The following is a 22,062-nucleotide window of genomic DNA, read 5'->3' on the forward strand; positions in this document are numbered from 1 at the left end:
TCTGGCTCCGGAGACCACGAAGGTCTTCATCGTTATGGGAGTCTCCCCGATCGAGAAGCTGTGGCTAGAGGAGATGCGCAGACTTTTCCAGCCGCTGACAACAGGGCTGGAGATCACTTATTCCAATGAACTGTCGCTGGAGCAGATCCTTGAACAGGTGGCTACCCTGCCACCGCGGAGCTTCATCGTCTACGGCCAGATGCTGGTGGACGCGGCCGGCGTGGTGCACGAAGGCAAGCAAGCCATCGACCGGATCCACGCAGTTGCAAATGCGCCGATTTTTTCCGAACAGGACGCATTCTTTGGCCGCGGAATCGTGGGCGGTCGGATGACAAACATATCCGAAGTTAGCCAAAAGACCGCTGCTGTTGCCGTCCGCATTCTGGCCGGAGAGTCGCCGGGCAGCATCAAGACGCCTCCGGTTTCAGCTGCACGGCCCAGATATGATTGGAGGGAGCTGAAGCGCTGGAACATCAGCGAAAGCCAATTGCCGCCAGGCAGTGAAGTTGTTTTTCGGGTGCCCAGCCTCTGGGAGCAGTATCGCCCGCAACTCACCGCTGCTATGGCCGCCATCCTGCTGCAGGGCGGTATCATTGCCTTGCTGCTCGTCGAGCGACGGAGACGTCTTGTTGCTCAGGCCGAGGCGACAAGTCGCCGCCAGGAAGTCGTTCGTCTGAATCGGGTCACGACCGCAAGCGTTCTATCGTCCTCGATCGCACATGAGCTGTATCAGCCGCTCGGAGCTATCTTGAGCAACACAGAGGCCGCCCAGATGTTGCTCAAGGCTCATCCACTGGATATGGCCCAGCTCGGCGAAATCCTTTCCGACATCGTCAGGGATGAGCAACGCGCCAGCGAAATCATTAGCGGCCTTCGAAACTTGCTCAACAATAGAACAGAAGCCGATCTGCGGATGATCGATTTGAACGACACTGTGCGCGACGTCGTCAAAATCGTATCTCCTGAAGTGACGAGGCGGGGAGTGATTCTACGTACCATCCTTGCGCCCGAGCCACTACGGGTCCGGTGCGATCCGATTCATCTGCAGCAAGTCGTTATCAACCTTGTGATGAATGGCGTGGACGCGATGGAAGAGGTGCCGAACCCGCACCATATCACGATCCGGACAGGCTTGGCTGACGCCGACCGGGTCGAGGTCCGGATATCCGACACCGGCCCCGGCATTCCCAATGCGAAGCTGGTTAGCATCTTCGATGCGTTTGTTACGACCAAAGCGCATGGAACGGGATTAGGACTCCCGATCGCACGAACAATACTCGAAAGCTACGGGGGCGCACTGTGGGCCGAGAACCGCACTAAGGGCGCTGTGTTCTCCTTTAGGCTTCCGACGGCCAGCACCTAGCCTGAAGTAAATAAACAGCATTCGGTAGCGAAATTCAGTATCGCAAGCACGCAGACATGTGCCTTCGATGGCCCGTATGTTGGCCAGCAAGGGTCCCTTGGAAGTGACCCTGCTTGCTCCTCGCTGTTCGGGATCACGGGGTGGCCCTCTCCAGACTGGCCAAGGATGGAACAAGGGACGGCGGATCGGCAGTGCGACTGGCAGTCGCCGAAAAAGCCACAGTGCAGTTTCTGAGATGCTGGTCATGGCGCGGGCCGGCCCGAACTCCTCTGCAGCGCCTTGCGGTCGCCTCCGGAAAGGGCCCTCGGGTGGCGCTTCGGGGCCAACGCCCGGCGCCTACTCGAATCGCGGCCAGCAGCCGTCTTCCTCATGTCGCCCGGTCCGCTGGGCCACGTGGCGTCCAGCATGCGCTGGCCGACCTCCCGCCAGACCGCGTCCTGACCGTCACAGCCGGACCGCGTCGGCCTTCTGGATCTCGACGTCCGGTCGCAGCGCCGGCAGGCGACCCACAGCAGGTGTTCTGAAATCTGGCTCAGCCGAATCAGGCGTCCTGACGGACCAAAGCCGGGCAGCCGCCGTCGGCGCGGGCGTCCTCCAGCAGCCCCTGCCAGTATTCCGGAGGCAGGTCATCGCCCGGAGCCAGTCCGACCGCCGCAGGAGCCTTCCTGCCGACGCCAGAGCCATCCGTCCCATTTGCTAACGGGTCGGCATGCGCCAGGAGGCGGGGCGGTCGGTCATACCACGAGGAGACATACCGCGAACGATGAGTCGAGTCTCATTGCAGGGCTGCCGGTGGCGCCGGTCGCCCGGCGTCGACGGCTCAACTATAGAAGCGACAGTCGGATTGCTCTAGCCTGGCTGTGTGAAGCAGCATTTGGCTTCACGCGGGACTTTGGACGAGCTTCAGGCTCGATACCATTCTGCTCGTCGAACTTCCGTATCCAGGATTGGACGTAGCGCGGGTCGTCCGGACAAAGCTGCTCAAGTAAACGAAGGTTCTTCGCTCTGAATTCTAAAAGGGTTTTCGGCAATTGTGCCTCCTCAAAACCCTGTCCATATCTAGGCTGCTGTATCGGGAAAAAGTGGTCAAGCCAAAGGGCGCTTGAAAAAACCGGTCCGTTGAGGCAGCGCTAAGTGAAAATCCCCGTCTGGGGCAAGCGGGGCTTTCTCTGGGGGGAGCCTAGGGAAGCTTCGAGTGTATGACGTGGTCCAAAGCCTAAAAAGCAAACCAGGCCAATACCGCGATAATCGGGATGATTGCCACGCCGAAAAGCACCAAGGGTGCAGGTTCATTGCCCGTCCGGTCGCTCAATGCTGATCTCCTTGAAGATGAAGGCGCCGCAGCAGCGTCGACGCCACGCGGCTTTCAGTGGCGGCAGGGGATGGCGATCGCTCAGAGGGCAATTCCGACCGAGTTGGACTTGTTCCTGATCGGTAGTTGGTCGCGCCAGACGCCGGTGGCTGGCTCTCGGAGAGCCTCGGTATGGCGCCGGTCCGCGCACTTAAGCTGCTCTCGATATTCCCGGGCGGCTTGCGGCGCGATCCGGGCCGGACTCCGCCTCGGATCCGCAAGCAGATCAAGCCTCTCCAACCTGTTGCTGCGCCGAGCGTTATCGGCATCGACGATTGGGCTTGGCGGCGCAATCAGCGGTATGGAACTATCATCTGCGACCTCGAGCGGCGACGACCGATCACTCTCTTAGCTGCGTCCGAGCGCCGCTGCGATTGCGGCTACGTCGGCATGTTTCCTTCCAGATACAGGGCGGCCAGCCGTTCCTTGTCACGCGGTGTCCATGGCGTCTGCGTGTTGCTGCCCGCCGGCGGGGCGACCGGGCGCCACGAGAAGAGATCGGGCTGGTGCACCTCAAGCTGCATCGCGCGCGTCCTCCCGCTTCTTGGCCTTCGCCGCGAGCGCGACGACGCGGTTGCGGAGCCGCGTGAGCATGACGGACATTCGAACTGCGTCGCTTAGGGCCCGCTTGTACCCGTTGCGGATTACGTGGTTGCGAGTTTCTTGAAAGATGCAGTCGCGCTGTCCTTTTGACCCTCAGATTCATGGTGATAATGTCGGAAATTGCGGCCCGTCGGGGAGGACATCATGGGATGGTTTGACCGACTGTTTGGAAGGACGTCTTCGCCTGCTGCGAGACTCTTTGTGAGATTTAGGCGGAAATCACGGGCACCGACCGATCCTGATCTTCTGCAGATTGCCAAAAACCGAAGAGGGCATATTTCGCGGAAGGCCGTGAGAGAGGAATACAATCGGCTGCTCCTGGAGAAGTACGAACACGATAAGTCATGATTTCCAACCCCCTCCAATAGTGCCACTACATGGAACCTGGCGCTCGCCTCTAGCGATGTCGGCACGTGACCCGAAGTTGCTCCTGCGGCCTATACCCGCATCTGGCCGCTGTGGGTGCACCAACTAACGAGACGTGATACCCTGCCTCCCATCGTCCTCAGGCTCCGATGAGGTACGAATGAAGCGGCGGGAGTTCATAGCCGGCACTGCGGTGCTGCTGGTTTCGCCAACGCCTTTGCGGGCCAAGGGCACGCCTCGGCGGATCGGCTTCTTGGGCGGATTCCTAGATTCTCAGGGTCGCAACGCGTGGCGCAGTGGTTTGCGCGAGAAGGGCTGGATCGAAGGCAAGAACCTGCTCGTTGAATATCGATTTGCCGAAACCCCGGATCGCATGGCAAACCTAGCTGCGGAGTTGGTGGCGCTCACTCCCGATCTGGTAATTGCCCTAGGGCCGTCACCAGCCCTTGCCCTTAAATCGGCAACTGCCACCGTTCCGATTGTATTCGTGGTTGTCGCCGATCCCGTGGGGCTCGGTCTCATCCAAAGCCTCGCGCGTCCAGGCGGTAATATCACCGGCCTTGCGAGCTGGGTGCCGGGAGATTGGACCGCCAAACAAATACAAATCCTCCAGGAACTGGTTCCTCGCGCGTCGAAAATTGCGCTCTTGGTCAATCCGGGCAACCCCATGCACAGGCTAATGGTAGCCGAGGAGGCACCAAGCGCAGCGCGGAAGCTGGGCGTGGCTCTTCCGATAGTTGAGGCGACCACGGACGAGGAACTTGATATCGCCTTTGCCTCGGCCGCCGCCCAGCACGCCGATGCAATGATTGTCTTGGGCGATGTTCTGATCATTCGCCAAGCCCCACGAGTTATCGCGCTCGCTGCGAAACATCATCTGCCCGCAATGCATTTCTTCCGACAATTCGCGGATGGCGGCTTGGTCGTCTACGGCCCCGATGTATTCGATCTGTTGCGTCGTGCTGGCACCTACGTCGATAAGATCCTCAAAGGCATCAAGCCTCCCGAGTTGCCGGTCGAGCAGCCGACCAAATTCGAATTTGTAATCAACATGAAGACGGCCAAGGCGCTCGGCTTAACAGTGCCGACCTCACTACTCGTTCGCGCTGACGAGGTGATTGAATAGAGCTATCTCGTTGCGATGCAAGAGTCCGTTCATGTGAAGGGTTTCGGATGCCGGCCCCATGACGGTGGGGCGGCGCGCACCGGGGGCCGGCGTCCGAAAGCCTCCAAGGGAGATGCTATGGGGCGGCGACGAGGATATTGCATCCATTGTTGCTGATGAACCGATGGAGCGCCCCATGCAGAAGTTGAACGATCTGAGCCGATCCTCGAGCCCCCTCGACCCGAATGGCACGCTGATCGCAGTTATCGAACTGAGCCTGTTGAGCTGGCTCGTCGCCGGCATCGTGCCTGGCGTCGAGCGCCAGCCATTGAAGAAGCTCGCGGTCGACGAGAGCGCATTGCTGAAGTTGCTGCATCGATGGCGAGAGGAAGCAACGAAGGCCGGGCATCGGATCAAACGCATCGCCGTCGTTTTCGAGGCCGGCCGTGACGGCTTCTGGCTGGCGCGCTGGCTCAGGGCACGCGACATTGAGGCTCACGTCATTCACGCATCGAGTGTGGCGGTGTCGCGCGAGCACCGGCGCGCCAAGACCGATCGGCTCGACACCGAGCTGCTCAAACGCTCTTTTCTCGGCTGGCTGCGGGCGAGCGTGATCACTGCAAGATGGTGGCGATCCCGACAATCCAGGACGAAGATGCCAAGCGGCCCAACCGCGAACACGAGAGCCTCGTCGGAGAACAAAGTCGGATCGTCAACCGAATGAAAGCAGCGTTGATCCGGCTCGGCATCCGCGGCTTCAATCCCAAGCTGAAGAAAGCTGCCGAACGCCTTGACGGCTTGCGCTCCCCCGAGGGCGAGCCGATCCCGCCCAACACCCTGGCTGAGCTGCGTCGCGACATGGCGCGCCGGCGGCTCGTCAGCGATCAGATACGGCAGATCGAGGACGCTCGCCTGGAGCGTCTCAAGCAAGCGCCCAATGATGGACCACATGCAATGGTGCACCTGCTGGCGCGCGTGATCGGGGTTGGTGTTGAGACGGCCGACATGCTGGTGCAGGAGGTACTGTCGCGAAGCATGCGCGACCGACGGGCCGTAGCGCGTTATGCCGGCCTCACGGGCTCGCCCGACGAGAGCGGCAGAAAACGCCGGGAGAAAGGGCTGACCCGTTCCGGCAACGCTCGGGTTCGACGAGGCATGATCCAATTGGCGTGGCGATTTCTCATGTTCCAGAAGGACAGCACCTTGGCGCAGTGGTTTCGAGCCCGCACCGAGAATGCCCGCGGGACGCGCAAGACCATGATCGTGGCCTTGGCGCGCAAGCTCCTGATCGCCCTGTGGCGTCTCGTGCGGGAGGGAGTAGTGCCGGACGGCGTCGTTCTGCGGCCGGCATCATAAACACGGAGGTCACTGAAGAAGACCCAACAGTTTCGGCCCTGTCTGTCCGCTTGTGACGGTGTCGCCGATGACGGTTCGAGGTGGCGGGGTCCCGACGCGTTTCCTTGGCTTCAATGCCGAAAGGGAGAATGGGTCCGCCGCTTCGGAGCTTCGCTGCCGATGCGTATGACTGCATCATGGTTCGGGTCCTTGGACCCACCGGATACAAGGTTGTGGCGCGATTGATCGCGCCCGCAAGCGAGCTCCCCTCCGATCGTTATCCCGATCGCACCAACCGTGCCGTCGTGCTCGAAGCTGTCAAGGTGTGGCCTGGCAACGGCGGAGCCTGTGGTATGATTCGTGCGACGGCCAACCTTGACAGCTTCTGCGCACGCCAGCGCAGGCGAAGTGCGGGTCGGGACGAAGAAACGGCTTTCAGATCGAACAAAGAAACTGACGAAGGAAAAGATGCGCGACCTGTCGCCTCTTGAAACGCCTCCTTGACAAAAAAAGCCCCATACAAGGAAACCGCGCATGGTGGGCGGGGATGGTGCGGCAGGCTCTATGGGGATTTGAGCGCCGCAGGCGAGATGGTTGATGGAGTTCGAACCGGTGCAGCGAGCGGCACGACGCTGGCGCTATCATTGAATGAGCGGTGGGCGGCGTCGAACGCGATCAATGATCGACGGATGGGCGACGACCGATGAGCGTTTGGGTGCGTACGGCCGTGGCCGGTCGATGAGCGGCGGGCATGACGAGCAGCTTTGCAGAATGGCAGATGTGGCGTCATGAGGTGTCGATCCTGATGATGCTGGTTAGCGCGGTCGGTCGGTGGCGCGGCGTTGCGCCTCGCTCAAAGACCTCGATGACGATCATGCGGCCGCCGCAGCATGGACATGGTGGTTTGTCGGTGTCGCCGACGGTCTCGGTGGGCGCATTCTCACGATTCTTGACGGCGAGCAGCTCGCGCGCGCGTGCGACGTTGTCGGCGCAGGTCCCTCGTGCGAGCAGGCCGTAGTGGCGGATGCGGTGGAGACCCTTTGGCAGCACATGGATGAGGAAGCGGCGGATGAACTCGTCTGTGGCGAGCGTCATTGGCTTTTGACGGTCGCGGCCCTCGAGGCGGTAATCCTTCCACCTGAAAGTGACGCCGTGCTGGTCGAGGGCGATCAGGCGGCTGTTGGCGATGGCGACGCGGTGGGTGTAATGCGAGAGATAGGCCAGCACGGCCTGTGGACCGCCGAACGGCCGCTTGGCATAGACGACCCATTCCGTCTTGCGCGACGCTGCAAGCAATGCGGCGAATGATTGTGCTCCGGCGAGCTGAGCGTCGTTACCGAAGAAGCTCAGGCGGCCGGCCTGGTGGAGCGCGGCAAGGCGACCCAGGAACAAGCGCCGGAACAGGCGTGAGAGCACGCGTACCGGCAGGAAGAACCCCGGGCGGCAGGACACCCAACTCTGGCCATCGGGCGAGATGCCGCCGCCGGGCACGATCATGTGGACATGCGGGTGATGGGTCATGGCCGAGCCCCAGGTATGCAGCACGGAGGTGATGCCGATCCTGGCGCCGAGGTGCTTCGGGTCTGCGGCGATCGTCAGCATCGTCTCTGCCGAGACCTTGAACAGCAGGTCGTAGAGGACGGCCTTGTTCTGGTAGGCGATGCCGGCGATCCGAGCCGGCAGCGTGAACACGACGTGATAATACGGCACCGGCAACAGCTCGGCTTCGCGATCGGCGAGCCACTGCTTGGCCGCGGCGCCTTGGCACTTCGGGCAGTGCCGGTTGCGGCAGGAATTGTAGGCGATGGACGTGTAGGCGCAGTCCTCGCAGCGCGCGACATGGCCGCCGAGGGCTGCCGTGCGGCAGTTCTCGATCGCCGACATTACCTTCAACTGGTCGAGGCTGACATGGCCGGCATGGGCCTGCCGCCATGCCGGACCACGGTCGCGGAAAATATCCGCAACCTCCAGAGCCGGACGAGACACCGGCCCCGCGTCAGCCGGGCGGCCCGGCCTCCTTCAACTTGAGCGCAATGTGCTCCAGCGGGCTCATCACCTCGCTGATCGTCTTGGTGGCGACACGAGTATAGAGCGCCGTGGTGTCGAGCTTGGCGTGACCGAGCAGCACCTGGATCACGCGGACGTCGATGTTCTGCTCAAGCAGATGGGTGGCGAAGCTGTGTCTCAGGGTGTGCAGCGAGACGCGCTTGCTGATCTCCGCCATCTGGGCGGCGGCATGACAGGCGCGATTGAGCTGGCGCGTCGTCATGGGCTGGGCCGGATCGCGGCCCGGGAATAGCCAGCCCTGCGGGCGTGCCGCCTTCCACCAGGCGCGCAGCAGGTTTAGCAGGTGCGGCGAGAGCATGACGTTACGATCCTTGCCACCCTTGCCTTGCTCCACGCGGATGATCATCCGCTTGCTGTCGATGTCGGAGATCTTGAGCGAGACTACTTCGGCGGCACGCAGGCCGGCGCCATAGGCCACGCTGAGCGCCGCCTTGTATTTGAGCCCGGGCGCGGCATCGAGCAGCCGCGCCACTTCCTCGGGGCTCAGTACCACCGGCAGCTTGCGCGGCTCGTGAACGACATGGGTGTGCTCGATGATCTCGTGGCGCTTGAGCGTGACCCGGAAGAAGAACCGCAACGTCGAGACGGTCTGGTTGATGGTCGGCACGCCGACACCGCTCGATGCCAAATGGACTTGGTAGCGCCGTACATCCTCGAAGCTCGCCGTATCCGGCGATCGCCCCAGGAACACCGCGAAGTTCTTGATTCTTTGCACATAGTCATGTTGGGTCTTCGGCGCGAACTTGCGGATCGTCATGTCTTCGATCATGCGCCGGCGCAGCGGGCTCACTGCCTCGTCGGTCATGGGGATGCTCCTGTTTTGAGTGAAGGTTGCGAACCTCTCATCTCAAAACAGGACGCCCCGTTACGCTATCGTCTCGGCTGCGCTGCCAGCCGCAGCGTCCTACCGCGCGAGCGGTTTAGTCCATTGGCCCTTAGCTGCCCTGCCGCGAGCAGCCGGTGCAAGACCGCTTGTGACCCATGTGCGACATCCGATGATAGCGGGCCGGTCCGCAACAACAGGTCAGAAAATCTGTTCCTGTAGAGTGGCCTGATCTGATATGCTGTCATTCCCATTCCATTTGCAGGGAGTAAGCATCATGAAAAAGCAGCTCTTTATTGCCGCTGCTTTGATCGCATTTGCAAGCTCTGGCATAGCGCAAGACAAGCACATCCAGCTTACACCTGACGCGGTAATCTGGAAGGATAACCCGGCATTTCCGAAGGGCGTCCAACTCGCCACTCTGGTAGGCGACCAGACAAAGGCCGGAGACACCGTCGTCTTACGCATCAAGTTTCCCGCCAACTTCCAAATGCCCCCGCACACTCACCCTTATTCCGAGGTCGTAACGATAATCAGTGGTGCTATCGGAACGAGCCAAGGTGAAAAGTTCGAGAAAAACGGTGAACTGTTGAAGCCGGGCGCATTGTGGGTGTATCCGGCGAAACACGCGCATTACGCATGGACCGGCAACGAAGAGTCGGTTCTCCAAGTTCAGTTCACCGGCCCGGGAGGTATTGACTACGTCAACCCGGCTGACGATCCGCGCAAGAAATAGCTGTCGGCGCCCAGCCCAAATCTGGCGGATTCGTTATAACCCGACGAGGTGATCGCTACGAGTTGCTGCCGTACATGAGTCTGTTATTGGCCCTTCGGCGAAGCGGGGGCATCGCTCCGTAAGGTCGGCTTATGGAGGCAGGACGGACAAGATTTGCTCAGGCTGAGTTCTTCGCGTTTTGACCCGTTCCGGAAGTCGGCGCGTGTTGCTTACAGGCGATGTGCGACTAACCTTCTCGCCAAATCGGAACTGATCAGCTTGTCGAGATCAGTGGCGACGGGTCAAAGGTTAGCCACTCCTGCCGCCTTATAGGGGCTTGATTTGCACCTTACGGAATTTGATCGTTCCCGCGCCGTGTTGCAGGGCGATCCAGCCTTCATCGAACATTCCGTTCCGTAGTTCGGCCGTCTTCTTTCCGTTGAGCACGACCGCGATGTCGCGCCCCTTCGCCGTGATCTCGAAGATATTCCAATTGCCGCCGGCTTTCGGCATCGGATTGATCTCGATATAGCGTGTGATCGCGCCAGTGCCGTAGCTCGGATCGGGGCGCTGGTCAAAGATATTTGCTTCGTAGCAAGTACGGTCGGTGATCTTCTTGGGATCGAGGCAGCGGAAATAAATGCCACTATTTGCATCGTTGCTCGGCCAGAATTCGACGCGCAGGACGAAGTCCTTGTACGGCTTTTTGCTGACGAGATAACCGGCCTCTTTGCCGTCCATCTTGTCGGCAATTGCCGTGCCGTCCGCCAGATGCCAATTCGATGTCTCGACCTGATCCCATTGATCGAGGTCTTTGCCGTCGAAGAGCGTGATCCAGCCGGCTTCCTGGGCTTTATCCTGCGGCAGGGCCTGGCTCACCGCGAAACTCGAGACGACGAGTGCAAGAGCGAATTGCAAAGAACGCCGTAACGTCATTGGCATGATTAACTCCTCCCGTTCGCCCGCCAGTTATATCTCCGGCGGCAGCCTTTTGATGATAGAGCCTTGGGCAAATTCTGGCTAGGTTCCTCGCTCTCGCAATCAACGAAGCGAGGCACGCATGACATTTTTACTAGCCGTGGACGCGCGCCAATGCCCGTTGATGGCCCCAAGTCTGTCGGCGGGAAACCGGACGGGGACCCGCGCTTGCCTCGACCGCCGCTCGTGACCCACAATCGACAATCGCCCTGCCAGCCAACCTCTAACTGTTAGACTATTGTGCAAGTATTTCGCGAATTGCCGTTTTGCAATAATCCGTGCGGGCGGGCTTCTTTGTTCGCAGGGAGGACGTTATGAAATCAGGCAACATAGTTTTTGCTTCGCTATCATTTGCAATTGTCCTTGGATGCCCAATTGTTGCCTCTTCCGAAGATGCTCCTAAGGACAACAAGGGATTTACGGCGAGCAAGACAACCGTTGTCGACCTGGGTCCTGAAATTGAGGGAATGACGGGGCGACAACTACGACTACGATTGCTCACTATTGAACCGGGAGGTCATATCGGATTGCACAGTCACAAGGACAGGCCCGCTGTAGTTTATTTCCTCGAGGGGCACGATACGGTCACCCTTGCGGACGGCACGTCGAGGACCTTTGGTCCGGGGGATACGTCTTCTGCTACAAAAGACACTACTCATTGGCATCATAACGACGGTAAGGAGCCCGTCAATTTGATAACCGTCGACATCTTCAAACCCGCCAAGTGACTTCAGAATGGTCTTGACGAGTGGCTGATTGAGGTGGCTGTTTGCTGCGGTGCATTCGTCGGGTCTTGGCCCTTCGCTACCGTTGACGCGGTGCCGCGACATGTCTTTTCAGAGGGGTAGACCGGAAGTTTGCAGTGGAACGCTGGGACCGACGTTTTTGACCTTAACGCGACTCACGGCCTCCTGCTCAAGAGCGCAGGCGATAGTGTTTGTTTCAATTTTTGCGCGCAAGCCAGTATGAATTGTCTTGCGTTGCGAAACAGCGCACGCGAAATTCGAACGGCGACATGCCGCTCAATCGCTCTACCGCCGGATTTAACTCCTCGCAACCGGCTTGCTCCATAACGACGAGCTGATCGGCGGCCAACCAGGCTACGATCGGAACTGAAGGGCCAGCTAGTACGACATAGGCGAGGCCGAAGCCTTGAGAATAGCGTTCGATATGGAGCCATGTCCAATCCACCACGACCACTCCGAGGCCAAAGCACACGATCCAAATAGCGAGCCAACATGCAGAGGCCATATACGTCTCCCAGGGCCTGAAGTAACCCTGTGGGTGTCTCGTCACTGACTCCAGCCAATCTGAGTGAGGAGAGCTTAACTAGTTTTGGGGGCTTCCCAGCAGCCACTGAACCCTCAGTCAGATTACGCAAATTCCCTGACACTTACCATGTCTGAGTCTGACCCAACTCGGACATTCAACTGGCTGACATGCGTTGAAAATTGGCTACGCTAGGATCGAGCGCATTGGGACCGGCTTGGTAGTGAAGCGGCGGAATGCATCGCGGGATTTATGGCCGTTGCCAGCCTTGTTCTTGGTTGGCGTTTCGCGGAGACTTACAATCAAGTCATTGGGCTCGGCGCGTTCATAGCGTATCGCTGACGAAACAGCTGTTTCGCCTTATTTTCAAAGCTATGGGCGCGTTGTCCGGGAGGCCGTCGCTTTGCGGAGTTCTAGTTCAATGGCCTCCGCGCTCATGCGAAGCCGGGTTACAATCTCCTCGGTGCGCTTGGGTGAGAGCCGGCGCGATATGGGCGTTATGGTCAAGGCGGCGTGAGCCGCGCCACCGGGAGATCGGATCAACACCGATACGGCGCCTGCTCCCGGCGTGAGTGATGATGCGCGCGCGGCAAATCCCTTTGCTCGGGCGATCGCTATCTCCTGCGAGATTGCTTCCACTGATACGCCATAGTGTGAAAAGCGCGATCGGTTCTTAGCGAGTACGCCGCTCACCGTGTCGGCCTGCATGCCTGATAAGATCGCGATTCCGGCAATACTGACACCAAGGGGTCGACGATCTCCCACATCCCAAGCGAGCACCTGGATAGGAAAAGTCCCGAGTTGTCGTGCCACGCAGACCGTATCAAGTCCCACACGAAGTGTAAGAAAGCCAGCATCGCCAATTTCACCAACGGCAGCCCTCAGATGAGGATTGACAATGTCGAGCAATGGATCGCGTGTCCGACGCGACATTGCTAAAAACGCTATCTGTTTGCCAACGACATACCGTCGCGTGCCAGGTCGCTGCTCAACGAGGCCTTCCGCAATCAAGATACTCAGGATGCGATGTGTGGTCGGGCGGGTGAGCTCCGAGTGCTTCGAAATCGCGGTGAGTCCCAAGCCGGTCTCGCGGGCCGTCGCCAGAATGCGCAGCACCGCCACCGCTCTCTGAATGCACTGCGTCCCGCTAGGCAGATCAGCGGGCGCAGTATCGACCCTTGTGGTACCGCGAGAGCCTAGATTAGCCATGAGACTACTTCGAACAGCAGCAAGTCCGCCGGCGAGATATTATAACAATGACATCTCTGCCCAGCAATGTCCACAATGTGGAAACAATCGCCACTTTTCCGTTGCGCCAAAGACGACGCCCGGCCGATTGTGCACTGGAGAAGACGACGCAGGCATGCGTCCGGATCGTTTGATGCGTGGCTACCCTGCTGACTCCGGCTCCAAACGTACGGAGAGATGGAATGAATCGATGCAGCATTCTGAGCGTGTCTGCGACAGTCGCGGTGGCGCTTGTCTTGTTCGATATCGGTACCGGGAGCACAGCAAGGGCCGCTGAAATCAAGCTTCTATCAGCTTCGGCCTTGCATCCAGCAATTGATGCATTGGTTCCTGCTTTTGAAAAATCTGCGGGACACAAGGTTACCGTCGCATACGGAACCGCGGGCGCTGTTGCGGACCTTGTTCAGAAGGGTGAGGCTGCCGATATCGTCACAACCTCAGTACCTATGATCGACCGACTTCAGGCGCAGGGCATAGTCGTGGCTGGAGATCGCGTCGTCATCGCGAAGGTCGGCGTGGGTGCCTTTGTGCGGAAGGGTGCAGCGAAGCCCGACGTCAGTTCGGTCGAAGCTTTCAAACGCTCGATGTTGGCTGCAAACTCGATTACTTATCCTGATCCGGCGGGTGGTGGTGCCAGTGGCATCTACGTGGCCAGCTTGCTGGAACGATTGGGCATCGCGGCCGAGATGAAACCCAAGACCAAGCTATCAACGTTAGAGACACTTTATAGAAGTGTTGCGAACGGCGAAGTTGAGATCGGCTTCAATCAAGTCAGCGAAATTTTGGCTCAGCCAACCATCGACCTCGCTGACCCGCTGCCAACAACCATTCAGAATTACACTCAGTTTGCTTCGGGCATCGTTACCAGCAGCAGTCAAGCTGGAGCCGCAAGAGAGTTTATCACTTTCCTCTGCTCGCCGACGGCGCAAGCTGTTCTAAAAGAAAAGGGATTCGATTAAAGCGTGTGCTTAGCAACCGAACTGGCCGCGTTAGCGACTACTCCACAGAGCCTCTCGCCTAGCTTCAATATCATTGAAGCACGACTTCGACCCGGATGCGGGCACGCCGTTGCAGATTGGTGGACAGCGGATCGCAAGGCAACAAAGCAGGTAGGCTACGTCGGATCGTTTAACTGTTGGCTATGTCGCGATACAACACTTATGCGGAGACAGTATGAATCAGCGCAATTTATCGCACGATTACACCTATCGCATAGGGCTTCTCATGCTCGCTACCTTATTCGTCAGTTCTGGCCATGCCCAAGCAGCGCCCGTAGGCATGCCCCCAGCCGACTCGCCCTATCCCGACGTTGCCGGCGCGCAATGGACTAAGATCGAGGGAGCAAGCGGCCGAAAGTTCCTCACGGCCATCTTTCGCCCAGAGGGGACCGGGCCGTTCCCTGTCGTGGTCGTGCTGCATAGCGCAGGTGGCTTAACCCGGGACAATATGTCGGTGGCGGAGGACTTGGCGCATGCGGGCTTCTTAGTCGTATACGGTTGCTGGCAGGCAGGCCAACGGCAAACCGAGGGCAACCGTCTGTGCTCCGAAGCTACGCCGCAGACTGAGTGGGTCGCCGACCCAGCTGCCAACTCCGGGAAGGAACTGATCGCGCTGGCCAGGACCTTGCCGGACGCGCAGCCTGACCATATTGGGCTTTTCGGCATATCTCGCGGCGGTCATGCGGCCTTGTGGGCGGCGTCCACCGGCGCTGGCGTGCAGGCGGTGGTCGCGGATGCTCCCGCGCATACGCCAGCCCTCAATCCCCACCCGGCGAGCACGCTTGACGCGTTGAGCGGGTTGGCGGCACCGCTTTTGATAATGCACGGAACCGCAGACAAAGACATCCCGGTCGAGCAATCGCGCGAGTATGAGCGAGCCGCCTTGGCCCTCGGCAAATCAGTCGTCGCCGTGTATTTTGAGGGCGTAGAGCACATGGTCACTCTGAGACGAGAATCGCGAGCCGAGGCTAGGCAGCGCGGCATTGCGTTCCTTCGAGAACACTTGTTGAAGTAAGGTCAACCGCGAAGGACCACTCCGCGAACAAGACGCGCATGTCGCAGATGGGCAATCGCGTCATCTTGAGCCGGTCCCGGCCACTTCCGATATTCTATCAATACCGAACATGCCGCTGCATGCCAGTAGAAGCCCTAAGGGTCATGAAGAGAAAACGCTGCAGCGCGGCAGCACGACCTTGAACTCAGTGAAAACCTGGGTTCTGTCTCGACATCGATGCTGCCGCCGCGCTGTTCACAATGATGTCGCGTCTCATAGACAGGCAAGTACCTCCGCTGGAGGGCTGTGTTGTTTTTTTTGTTACCCCGGGCGGGAGGCCGGTACCGTTGTCGCAATCCGGATTTCGACGGTGTCGCCGAGATCGGAAGGGCGATCAGGACAGGTTCAAAGGTCAGCCGACTTGCGCTGGGAAGCCGCGAACGCGTCGGAGATCCGCTTAGCAAGGGGGATGTCTTGCGGATACAGCTCAACCACAGCTCAACTGCATTCGGCCAGATGCAGGAATTTGCGATGCTACCGCACCCGCCGCATCAATGCGGAAGGGGTAATGTCCGAGTCTGGGCCGTTAGCGCGCTTTGAAGCAGCGTGGCAGGAGCACTGCCGCACTACCCCAAGCGACATTGATCCCTTCGTCGTCGACAATGAGGTGTCCTTCTGCCAGACTTCTCACCTGTACGCCTAGCCGGACTTCAATGGGAGGATCGTTATGCTAACACGGAGAGGATTTACGTGGGTCGCGGGCTGTGCGATCTGCGGCGTTGTGGGGTTTGCTGCAAGTGAGGCATTCGCTCAAGGTTCAGCTGCAACGACGGCTAATGGCGTCACGAGGAAGGTCTTGAGCCGGACGGATGGACCGGCCTCCGGCTATGAAACAATCATCATGGATGTGACACTCGACCCCGGAGCGACCGTCGGCCGTCATACTCATCCCGGTATCGAGTCGACGTACATCATGGAAGGTGAAATCGAGCTTCCCATTCAAGGTCGACCGACGCAGATGCTGAAAGCCGGTGAAGCGTTCCAAGTTCCGCCGGAAACCCCGCATGCTGGCGGCAAGCCGACGACGGCCAAGACGAGGCTACTGATCAATTACATTGTTGAGAAAGGTAAACCGCTCGCAACCCCGGTTTAGTAAGCTAGTAAAAGGAGGCCGCTTAGTTGGCGGCCCCTTCACGCGATGCTTAATATAGGTCCGGTTGTGGCCCCAAGGCGAAGTGGTCTCATCGACCGTTGAGGTCAGCTGTTAGTTGCAGATCGGACCTGCCGCTCTGCTCACAGGTCGCGCTCCATCGCTGGGTGAGTGCGGTTCTTCACTTTGAGCCAGTGCTTGCTCCGGCCAGCCTAACGGCCCGTCCCGCCGCTTCGACACCAGTCCTTCAAGCCCCAACTTGCAGGCAGCTCGAAACAGATCAGGCCAAGACGGCACGCTGATCGCCGTGATCGAGTGTGAAAAAGCACCGAAGTGGGACCCGGCTACGTGAAAGCCAACCTGTTGATCTAGTTCGTGAACTGACAGGCAACCGGGGTCCCGATCGGCACCGATCCGGACCCCATACCGAGCGAATTTCCTTGTGCTACATCAAAGCATTGCGGTCGTCTCAGTGGGGGTCCCACTTCGGTGCTTATTCACAGGCAAGTTTCGAGACGCTGCCGGCCGATGAGCGCTGGGCGCTGGCCTTTTACGTCGGACAGGTTGCCTTTCCGGATGCCGACGCAGCGGAAGGCGGAAGGCGAACGCCGTTGGAAGCAGGACACCTCGCTCCACCGTGTTCTTCCCGATCTGAAGGCGTTGATCGGCACGACGCCCGCAGCGCTCGCCGCCAAGATCGGGCAGGGCAAGGCTGATGCCCTCATGCCGTACCTGCGCCGCCATCCGGAGGCCGTCGCGCAGCAGGATGGGTCGCTGCGCTGGTCCGCGCACGCTTGACCGAGAGCATTGACGCCGTGCGAGCAGGCGACCGCAAACGCGCCGGCGAACTGGCGCTGTCCGCCTATTTGGAGGGCTTCGAGCCGATCGAACCGGCGCTGACCGCGAGCGACCGCACCCTGATGGAGCGGATCGAAGGGCTGATGGGCGAGTATCGCGCGGCGGTGCAGGGCGAGACCGCCGACGCGCTCTCGGAGCGGGTTCAGGTTCTGGACGGTCTCCTGAAAGCGACACGTTTCGCAGCCGACCTGTTTAGGGACATCGATGGGAAACTCCGTCCCAGCCAGGAATGGGGTTTGGAAGTCACCGACGAAGCCGGCACGGTAGTTTCGAAATTCGTATCAGCACGAAGAAAAAGAAATAAGGACGCTTCGTGTCAATCGATCGCAGCTGCCGGCATTCGTAAGCCTGCCGCGAACGCGAGTGCATAGAAGACGGACAAGTCCTGACTATAACTTATGAAAGGTTGCTTGAAATCTACTTTCAAAGTAATCAGCAATTCGGCTACTACATCCTCCTCCTCACCAGTCAGCGTCTGCTGCAAAACAACCAGCGCCTCCAGGAAAACATCTCGCGGCTGGAAGCAAGTCTTGCGCAAGAGAATGCGGCGCGACAGTCCCCAGCCGCGGATGGTACGGCTTGAAACTTGGCTCTTGATTGCTCCACTATTGGTGACAGACCTGTCCCGACGCGGTGCAGGTCTCGCGAGGCAACGACGTCCGCTCGGGGTTAAAGTTCGAAGAACTCAACCTGGGCAAATCTTGTCGGCCATGCCCCAATAAGCGGACCTCAACGAGGTGCGACGCTACTTCAGCGCTGGGCCAATAGGCGATTGTTTAGGAAGATTGAACGGATCGGCAGCATACGTCAGAAAGATTTACCTTCCAGGATTGGTTATGCCTCTCGTCAAAGCGATTTGGCTGACTCTCTTATTCATTATACGCTGGCTTCTAGATGCCGTAATGGGCCCATTACAGAAGGGCGCGTACTCATGGATTAACCGCGCGAATCAATGCCCGCTTGTCCCCAATAGCGGCGCGAAAGCGGATGTTGTCGGACTTTCAAGAGGGCCAAGCTCAGAAGTCGCTAGACCATTCGACTGGCTCACGAGGCCAAGTCGTCGAGCAACGCCTCGGCTTCTTTCAAATCGAGCGTGTCGAACCCTTCAGTGAACCAGCCGTAAACCGGAGCCAGCAGATCACGTGCCGCGGTGCGTTTGCCCTCATCGCGCCATAAGCGGGCAAGGCTCGTCGCTGCCCGGAGCTCAAGTGATTTCGCCCGTTGTTGCCGAGCGGTCTGTAGGGACTTCAGCAGCCATTTGCTCCCTCCGAGCTGGCCGTGAGATAATCCCACCAACCCTCGCAGCCGAGAGATTTCCGCATCCCACCAGTGCTCGCCGCTTTGTTCCGCAATGGCAGCAGCACCCGTCAGGGCTTCGGCTCCGCCGGGGTGGTTTCCTGTGCGACAAAGCACTTCGCAAAAGAGCGCAAAGCTATAGGGAGCGTACTGGATCGTGCCTCGCTTCGCCGGATCAGCAAGCGCGGCGCGGTAGGAGGCAATCGCCGGCTCAATCCTATCCGGTGCCAACAACGCCCAGCCGCGGAGAACTCGTGGATCGAGCGGCAAGGCAATGCGCTTCTCAGCCGCTAGGGTCTCTGCGCTCTCAATGCACTGCAGCACCGAAGCTGAGTCACGTCGGAACTGGTGCAATATCGACGCATGCAGACGCGCCATAGCAAGGCTGAAGGGATGGTTCACCCGTTCCGCAAGCGCCAACGCGTCATTCACGCGAGCGAGCGCCGTGTCAGGGTAGCCGAGCAGCCAGGCGCTCCAGGCACCTAGCGTTCCTGCACAGACTCCAGGGTCATGGCCGTAAATGTGTGCGTGCGTCCGGTGCTGCTCGAACTCATAAAGGGTTCGGCCCTTCTCGCAATGCTCCTGCGCCGGAGCGAGCTCGCCGCAGAAGAAATGTGTTGTCCAACTCGTATGATGAGCTTCGAGCCGAAGACCGACATTATTACTCTTTTCGACCAGGCTCAGGAGCCTATCTGAAAGCTGGCGCGCCGCATTCCAATCCGACGTACGTCGGAAAGTCCACAACCCCCATATCGCGGTGAACTGAGAATCGATGTCCCCTATCTTATCGGAAAGCTCGAGCGCACGAGCGTGCGCTTTTGCTGCTTCGGCTGAGGAGAAGCCGTTGGCGTTACTAAGAGACACGCCTTTAGCGAGTTGCAGCTTAATCTCTTGCTGATCGCGCTGCGCATCCAAGAGAGATGGTAGCAGGGACAGACCACGATCGAAATGTCTGACCGCCTCGGCATACGCGGAGCGGGAAGCAGCAAACTGGCCTGCTTTTAGCCATTGATAGGAGGCTCGTTCCGCCTGTCCGGCACCCGACAAATGATGGGCCAGTATCTCTGGCTGCCGATCGACCAGATCTGCGAAATGCTGCTCCAAGGTGGTGGCAACTCGTGCATGCAGCTCTTGCCGTCTTGGGCGCAGCAGCGTGCCATAGGCAGCGTCCTGCACCAGCGCGTGCTTGAATAGATAGCTGGAATACGGAGGCACACCTTGTCGGAACAACAAGCCAGCGGAGATCAGACGGTCTATGGCGGATGCCAACTCTGGCTCCGGCTTGCTCGCAACGGAAAAAAGCAGGGTGTGAGAGAACTCTCGCCCGATCGCGGAACCGATCTGGGCCACCTCCTTGGCGGGCCCGAGCTGGTCGAGCCTCGCCATAAGCGAGGCGTGCAGGCTTGCGGGCACCGCCGCCGCAGGTGACGGAATATTGCCTCTAGGTCGCCGCGCTTCGCCCTCGCTCTTGGTCTCCAGCACCGCCTTCGTTATCTCCTCCACAAAAAGGGGAATCCCGTCCGAGCGCTCAATGATGTCCTGCCGCACGCTCGCCGAAATAAGCTGGTTGCCCACGATGTGATCAATCACCGTCTCGATTTGGCGCTGCGCCAGCCGATTGAGGGTGAGAGCAGTGACGTAGGCCCGCCCGATCCAGTGCGGTTCGAACTCTGGACGAAACGTCACAATCAACAGCACACGGTAGGTCCGAAGCCGGTCAACGACCCCGCTGAAAGCTTCCTGACTCGTGGGATCGGTCCAATGTGCGTCCTCGACGATCATTAGCACGGGTGTGGAGCGCGACAATGCCTCCACCTGTGACCCGAGCGCTTCAAATGTCCGCTGGCGGTGCTGTTCTAAGGGTATGTCGAGCGCCGCGTAGCGTCCGTCTTTTGGCAGCGACAGCATGTCGGCGAATAGCGCAATATCCTCCAAAGAGGTTGAAGTCTGCGCGAATACTGTATCGAGCTTGTCCAGCTTCGTTTCCAGCGCGTCGTCATGCGCAAATCGTGCGGCCCGTTCCATCTGGCCGATGATCGGATAAAAAGCGCTGTCGGTATGCTGCGGCGAGCAGAAATAGCGCAATCGGGTATGCGGCTCGTTAGCGATGCTTTCCAGCAGCGCCGCCGTAAGCCGCGATTTGCCAATACCAGCCTCGCCGGAGAGCAGCACTACTTGGCCTTCACCACTCTTTGCCTTGGACCAGCGTCGCAACAGGAGTTCGAGTTCTTCGTCGCGCCCAACAAGCTGGGTCAATCCGTTCGCGTGCGCGGCCTCGAAGCGGCTTTCGACTGAAGCCGGCCGCAACGCAGCCCATGCCCCTACGGCGCCTGAAATACCTTTGAGTTCTTTCGGCCCAAATTCTTCAAGCTCGAACAGATTGCCCAAGAGCTTCCGAGTACTCTCCGCAATGACGACGCTGTTCGGCTCAGCAACGCCTTGCAAACGTGCCGCAAGGTTTGGCGTTTCACCGATTATGGCGTGCTCCTGAGAAGCGCCGGACCCGATGAGGTCGCCGACAACCACCAGTCCCGTTGCGATGCCGATACGCGTCTGCAGGGGCGCACGGATATTCAGAGCACCTACGCCAGCCACCAACTCCAGCCCCGCCCGGACGGCCCGTTCCGCATCGTCTTCGTGCGCCTGCGGATACCCGAAATACACCAGCACGCCATCGCCCATATACTTTGCAACAAAGCCGCCGAACCGCCGCACGATGTCGGTGACGCACTTCTGATACGCGGAAATGATCTCGCGTAGGTCTTCAGGGTCCATGCGTGCTGAAAGTGCTGTTGAACCCACAAGGTCCGAGAACATCACAGTGACTTGGCGACGTTCGGCGGCATCGTGGGGCGTCAACTCGGCCATAACGCGTTGAGCTACGTCAGGGCTCCCAAGCTCCTGGATAGCCGCAAGCATTATGCGCCGATGCCCGAGCAGCACGCCGATGTCCTTAAGGTCCTGATCAGTCAGATGGCGAAGTGCTGCGAAACCAATCCCGTTTTCAGCAAAAGGCTGCGCGTACTCGGACATTCCGAGCTTTTGGAGCCAGTCGGCAATTTGCTGCATCGCGGCCCCTCCGGATTTTGTGCAACCCACTCTGGACCGATAGGACCGAAAGTCTACCACGCGCGCCGACTTATTCCAGCACCCGCCGCGAGGTTGCATGTCCGGTCAGGGTCAGAATGCGAAGAACTCAAGGAGAGCAAATCTGGTCCGTCATGCGTCGGTGAGCGGACCTCGTGGAGGGGTGCCGCCACTTCGCCGATGGGCCATGTGTGGACGTATATGGACCCCGCCCGATTGCAACGACTGGCTTGATCAGGATCGACGGCCACAACTGCTGACGTATATCCGGCTTCTTGATGCGGCTGGACAACGTCTCCGCCGCGAGCCTCGATGGTTTTCGCCCGCTTCCACCTCAACGGCCCCGAGACATCGGCGCATGTGTGGACGTATATGGACCCCGCCCGATTGCAACGACTGGCTTGATCAGGATCGACGGCCACAACTGCTGACGTATATCCGGCTTCTTGATGCGGC

General features: G+C 59.4%; 18 protein-coding genes and 1 pseudogene. 12 read left to right on the plus strand and 7 right to left on the minus strand.

Annotated features, from left to right (window positions below):
* Positions 1-1,363 (plus strand): ATP-binding protein (locus IVB36_RS18715; RefSeq protein ID WP_247392699.1); only part of this gene is annotated, 1,363 nt, incomplete at its 5' end.
* A 1,731-nt stretch (positions 1,364-3,094) separates the two neighbouring features.
* On the opposite strand, the gene IVB36_RS18725 is transcribed toward IVB36_RS18715, so the two are convergent.
* On the minus strand, positions 3,095-3,238 hold the full coding sequence (locus IVB36_RS18725) for a hypothetical protein (RefSeq protein WP_247392716.1): 144 nt from the start codon (positions 3,236-3,238) through the stop codon (positions 3,095-3,097).
* A 605-nt stretch (positions 3,239-3,843) separates the two neighbouring features.
* On the opposite strand from IVB36_RS18725, the gene IVB36_RS18730 reads away from it, so the two are divergent.
* Genes IVB36_RS18730 through IVB36_RS18740 form a run of 3 tightly spaced genes read left to right on the plus strand, consistent with a single transcriptional unit; the run spans position 3,844 to position 6,144 of the window.
* The gene (locus IVB36_RS18730) at positions 3,844-4,809 is read left to right on the plus strand and encodes an ABC transporter substrate-binding protein (protein WP_247392700.1); all 966 of its coding nucleotides are present in this window, start codon (positions 3,844-3,846) and stop codon (positions 4,807-4,809) included.
* A gap of 58 nt (positions 4,810-4,867) precedes the next feature.
* The gene (locus IVB36_RS18735; RefSeq protein WP_247392701.1) at positions 4,868-5,512 is read left to right on the plus strand and encodes a hypothetical protein; all 645 of its coding nucleotides are present in this window, start codon (positions 4,868-4,870) and stop codon (positions 5,510-5,512) included.
* Positions 5,413-6,144 (plus strand): transposase, encoded by a 732-nt coding sequence (locus tag IVB36_RS18740; RefSeq protein ID WP_247392702.1) that lies wholly within the window; start codon positions 5,413-5,415, stop codon positions 6,142-6,144. Before IVB36_RS18735 ends, IVB36_RS18740 begins: the two co-directional genes overlap by 100 nt.
* 765 nt (positions 6,145-6,909) lie before the next feature.
* On the opposite strand, the gene IVB36_RS18745 is transcribed toward IVB36_RS18740, so the two are convergent.
* A complete protein-coding gene (locus tag IVB36_RS18745) occupies positions 6,910-8,109 on the minus strand; it encodes an IS91 family transposase (protein WP_247392703.1) in 1,200 nt (399 codons plus the stop codon).
* 10 nt (positions 8,110-8,119) lie between these two features.
* On the minus strand, positions 8,120-8,995 hold the full coding sequence (locus tag IVB36_RS18750) for a tyrosine-type recombinase/integrase (protein WP_247392704.1): 876 nt from the start codon (positions 8,993-8,995) through the stop codon (positions 8,120-8,122).
* Between the two features lie 295 nt (positions 8,996-9,290).
* Between IVB36_RS18750 and IVB36_RS18755 the strand changes: the two genes are divergently transcribed.
* Positions 9,291-9,749: a cupin domain-containing protein gene (locus IVB36_RS18755; RefSeq protein ID WP_247392705.1), complete on the plus strand. Its 459-nt coding sequence runs from the start codon at positions 9,291-9,293 to the stop codon at positions 9,747-9,749.
* A 306-nt stretch (positions 9,750-10,055) separates the two neighbouring features.
* Here the strand turns inward: IVB36_RS18755 and IVB36_RS18760 are convergent, their stop codons facing one another.
* A complete protein-coding gene (locus tag IVB36_RS18760; RefSeq protein WP_247392706.1) occupies positions 10,056-10,607 on the minus strand; it encodes a DUF1080 domain-containing protein in 552 nt (183 codons plus the stop codon).
* Between the two features lie 413 nt (positions 10,608-11,020).
* Here IVB36_RS18760 and IVB36_RS18765 point away from each other — a divergent pair, with 413 nt between their 5' ends.
* Complete coding sequence (locus IVB36_RS18765) at positions 11,021-11,434, plus strand: cupin domain-containing protein (protein ID WP_247392707.1); 414 nt, start codon at positions 11,021-11,023, stop codon at positions 11,432-11,434.
* Between the two features lie 214 nt (positions 11,435-11,648).
* Here IVB36_RS18765 and IVB36_RS18770 read toward each other — a convergent pair whose 3' ends face one another.
* Positions 11,649-11,900: a hypothetical protein gene (locus tag IVB36_RS18770; protein ID WP_247392708.1), complete on the minus strand. Its 252-nt coding sequence runs from the start codon at positions 11,898-11,900 to the stop codon at positions 11,649-11,651.
* Positions 11,901-12,347: 447 nt separating this feature from the next.
* Positions 12,348-13,184, minus strand: coding sequence for an IclR family transcriptional regulator (locus IVB36_RS18775; protein ID WP_256467263.1), 837 nt, complete (start codon positions 13,182-13,184; stop codon positions 12,348-12,350).
* A 221-nt stretch (positions 13,185-13,405) separates the two neighbouring features.
* Between IVB36_RS18775 and IVB36_RS18780 the strand changes: the two genes are divergently transcribed.
* From IVB36_RS18780 to IVB36_RS40450, 6 genes and pseudogenes are all read left to right on the plus strand, one after another.
* Positions 13,406-14,182 (plus strand): substrate-binding domain-containing protein, encoded by a 777-nt coding sequence (locus IVB36_RS18780; RefSeq protein ID WP_247392710.1) that lies wholly within the window; start codon positions 13,406-13,408, stop codon positions 14,180-14,182.
* Positions 14,183-14,396: 214 nt separating this feature from the next.
* Positions 14,397-15,236: a dienelactone hydrolase family protein gene (locus IVB36_RS18785; protein WP_247392711.1), complete on the plus strand. Its 840-nt coding sequence runs from the start codon at positions 14,397-14,399 to the stop codon at positions 15,234-15,236.
* A gap of 835 nt (positions 15,237-16,071) precedes the next feature.
* Positions 16,072-16,368 (plus strand): cupin domain-containing protein, encoded by a 297-nt coding sequence (locus IVB36_RS18790; RefSeq protein WP_247392712.1) that lies wholly within the window; start codon positions 16,072-16,074, stop codon positions 16,366-16,368.
* A gap of 573 nt (positions 16,369-16,941) precedes the next feature.
* On the plus strand, positions 16,942-17,163 hold the full coding sequence (locus tag IVB36_RS18795; RefSeq protein ID WP_247392713.1) for a hypothetical protein: 222 nt from the start codon (positions 16,942-16,944) through the stop codon (positions 17,161-17,163).
* Entirely contained in the window at positions 17,160-17,594 is a 435-nt protein-coding gene (locus IVB36_RS18800; protein ID WP_247392714.1) for a hypothetical protein, read from the plus strand. The genes IVB36_RS18795 and IVB36_RS18800 overlap by 4 nt, the downstream gene beginning before the upstream one ends.
* A pseudogene (locus tag IVB36_RS40450) lies at positions 17,585-17,806 on the plus strand (cyclic nucleotide-binding domain-containing protein); the annotation flags it as partial. The gene IVB36_RS18800 and the pseudogene IVB36_RS40450, both read left to right, overlap by 10 nt.
* Before the next feature lie 461 nt (positions 17,807-18,267).
* Here IVB36_RS40450 and IVB36_RS18805 read toward each other — a convergent pair.
* Positions 18,268-21,588, minus strand: a complete 3,321-nt coding sequence (locus IVB36_RS18805) for an adenylate/guanylate cyclase domain-containing protein (protein ID WP_247392715.1) — start codon at positions 21,586-21,588, stop codon at positions 18,268-18,270.
* Positions 21,589-22,062 lie beyond the last annotated feature (474 nt).

The organism is Bradyrhizobium sp. 35 (assembly GCF_023073215.1).
GTDB lineage: Bacteria > Pseudomonadota > Alphaproteobacteria > Rhizobiales > Xanthobacteraceae > Bradyrhizobium > Bradyrhizobium canariense_D.

What these genes read in the sequence shown, in the direction of transcription:
- IVB36_RS18725 (WP_247392716.1), bottom strand. Translation starts at nt 3,238, where the DNA reads ATGCAGCTTGAGGTGCACCAGCCCGATCTCTTCTCGTGGCGCCCGGTC.
- IVB36_RS18730 (WP_247392700.1), top strand. Translation starts at nt 3,844, where the DNA reads ATGAAGCGGCGGGAGTTCATAGCCGGCACTGCGGTGCTGCTGGTTTCG.
- IVB36_RS18735 (WP_247392701.1), top strand. Translation starts at nt 4,868, where the DNA reads ATGACGGTGGGGCGGCGCGCACCGGGGGCCGGCGTCCGAAAGCCTCCA.
- IVB36_RS18740 (WP_247392702.1), top strand. Translation starts at nt 5,413, where the DNA reads ATGGTGGCGATCCCGACAATCCAGGACGAAGATGCCAAGCGGCCCAAC.
- IVB36_RS18750 (WP_247392704.1), bottom strand. Translation starts at nt 8,995, where the DNA reads ATGACCGACGAGGCAGTGAGCCCGCTGCGCCGGCGCATGATCGAAGAC.
- IVB36_RS18755 (WP_247392705.1), top strand. Translation starts at nt 9,291, where the DNA reads ATGAAAAAGCAGCTCTTTATTGCCGCTGCTTTGATCGCATTTGCAAGC.
- IVB36_RS18765 (WP_247392707.1), top strand. Translation starts at nt 11,021, where the DNA reads ATGAAATCAGGCAACATAGTTTTTGCTTCGCTATCATTTGCAATTGTC.
- IVB36_RS18775 (WP_256467263.1), bottom strand. Translation starts at nt 13,184, where the DNA reads ATGGCTAATCTAGGCTCTCGCGGTACCACAAGGGTCGATACTGCGCCC.
- IVB36_RS18780 (WP_247392710.1), top strand. Translation starts at nt 13,406, where the DNA reads ATGAATCGATGCAGCATTCTGAGCGTGTCTGCGACAGTCGCGGTGGCG.
- IVB36_RS18785 (WP_247392711.1), top strand. Translation starts at nt 14,397, where the DNA reads ATGAATCAGCGCAATTTATCGCACGATTACACCTATCGCATAGGGCTT.
- IVB36_RS18795 (WP_247392713.1), top strand. Translation starts at nt 16,942, where the DNA reads ATGCCGACGCAGCGGAAGGCGGAAGGCGAACGCCGTTGGAAGCAGGAC.
- IVB36_RS18805 (WP_247392715.1), bottom strand. Translation starts at nt 21,588, where the DNA reads ATGCAGCAAATTGCCGACTGGCTCCAAAAGCTCGGAATGTCCGAGTAC.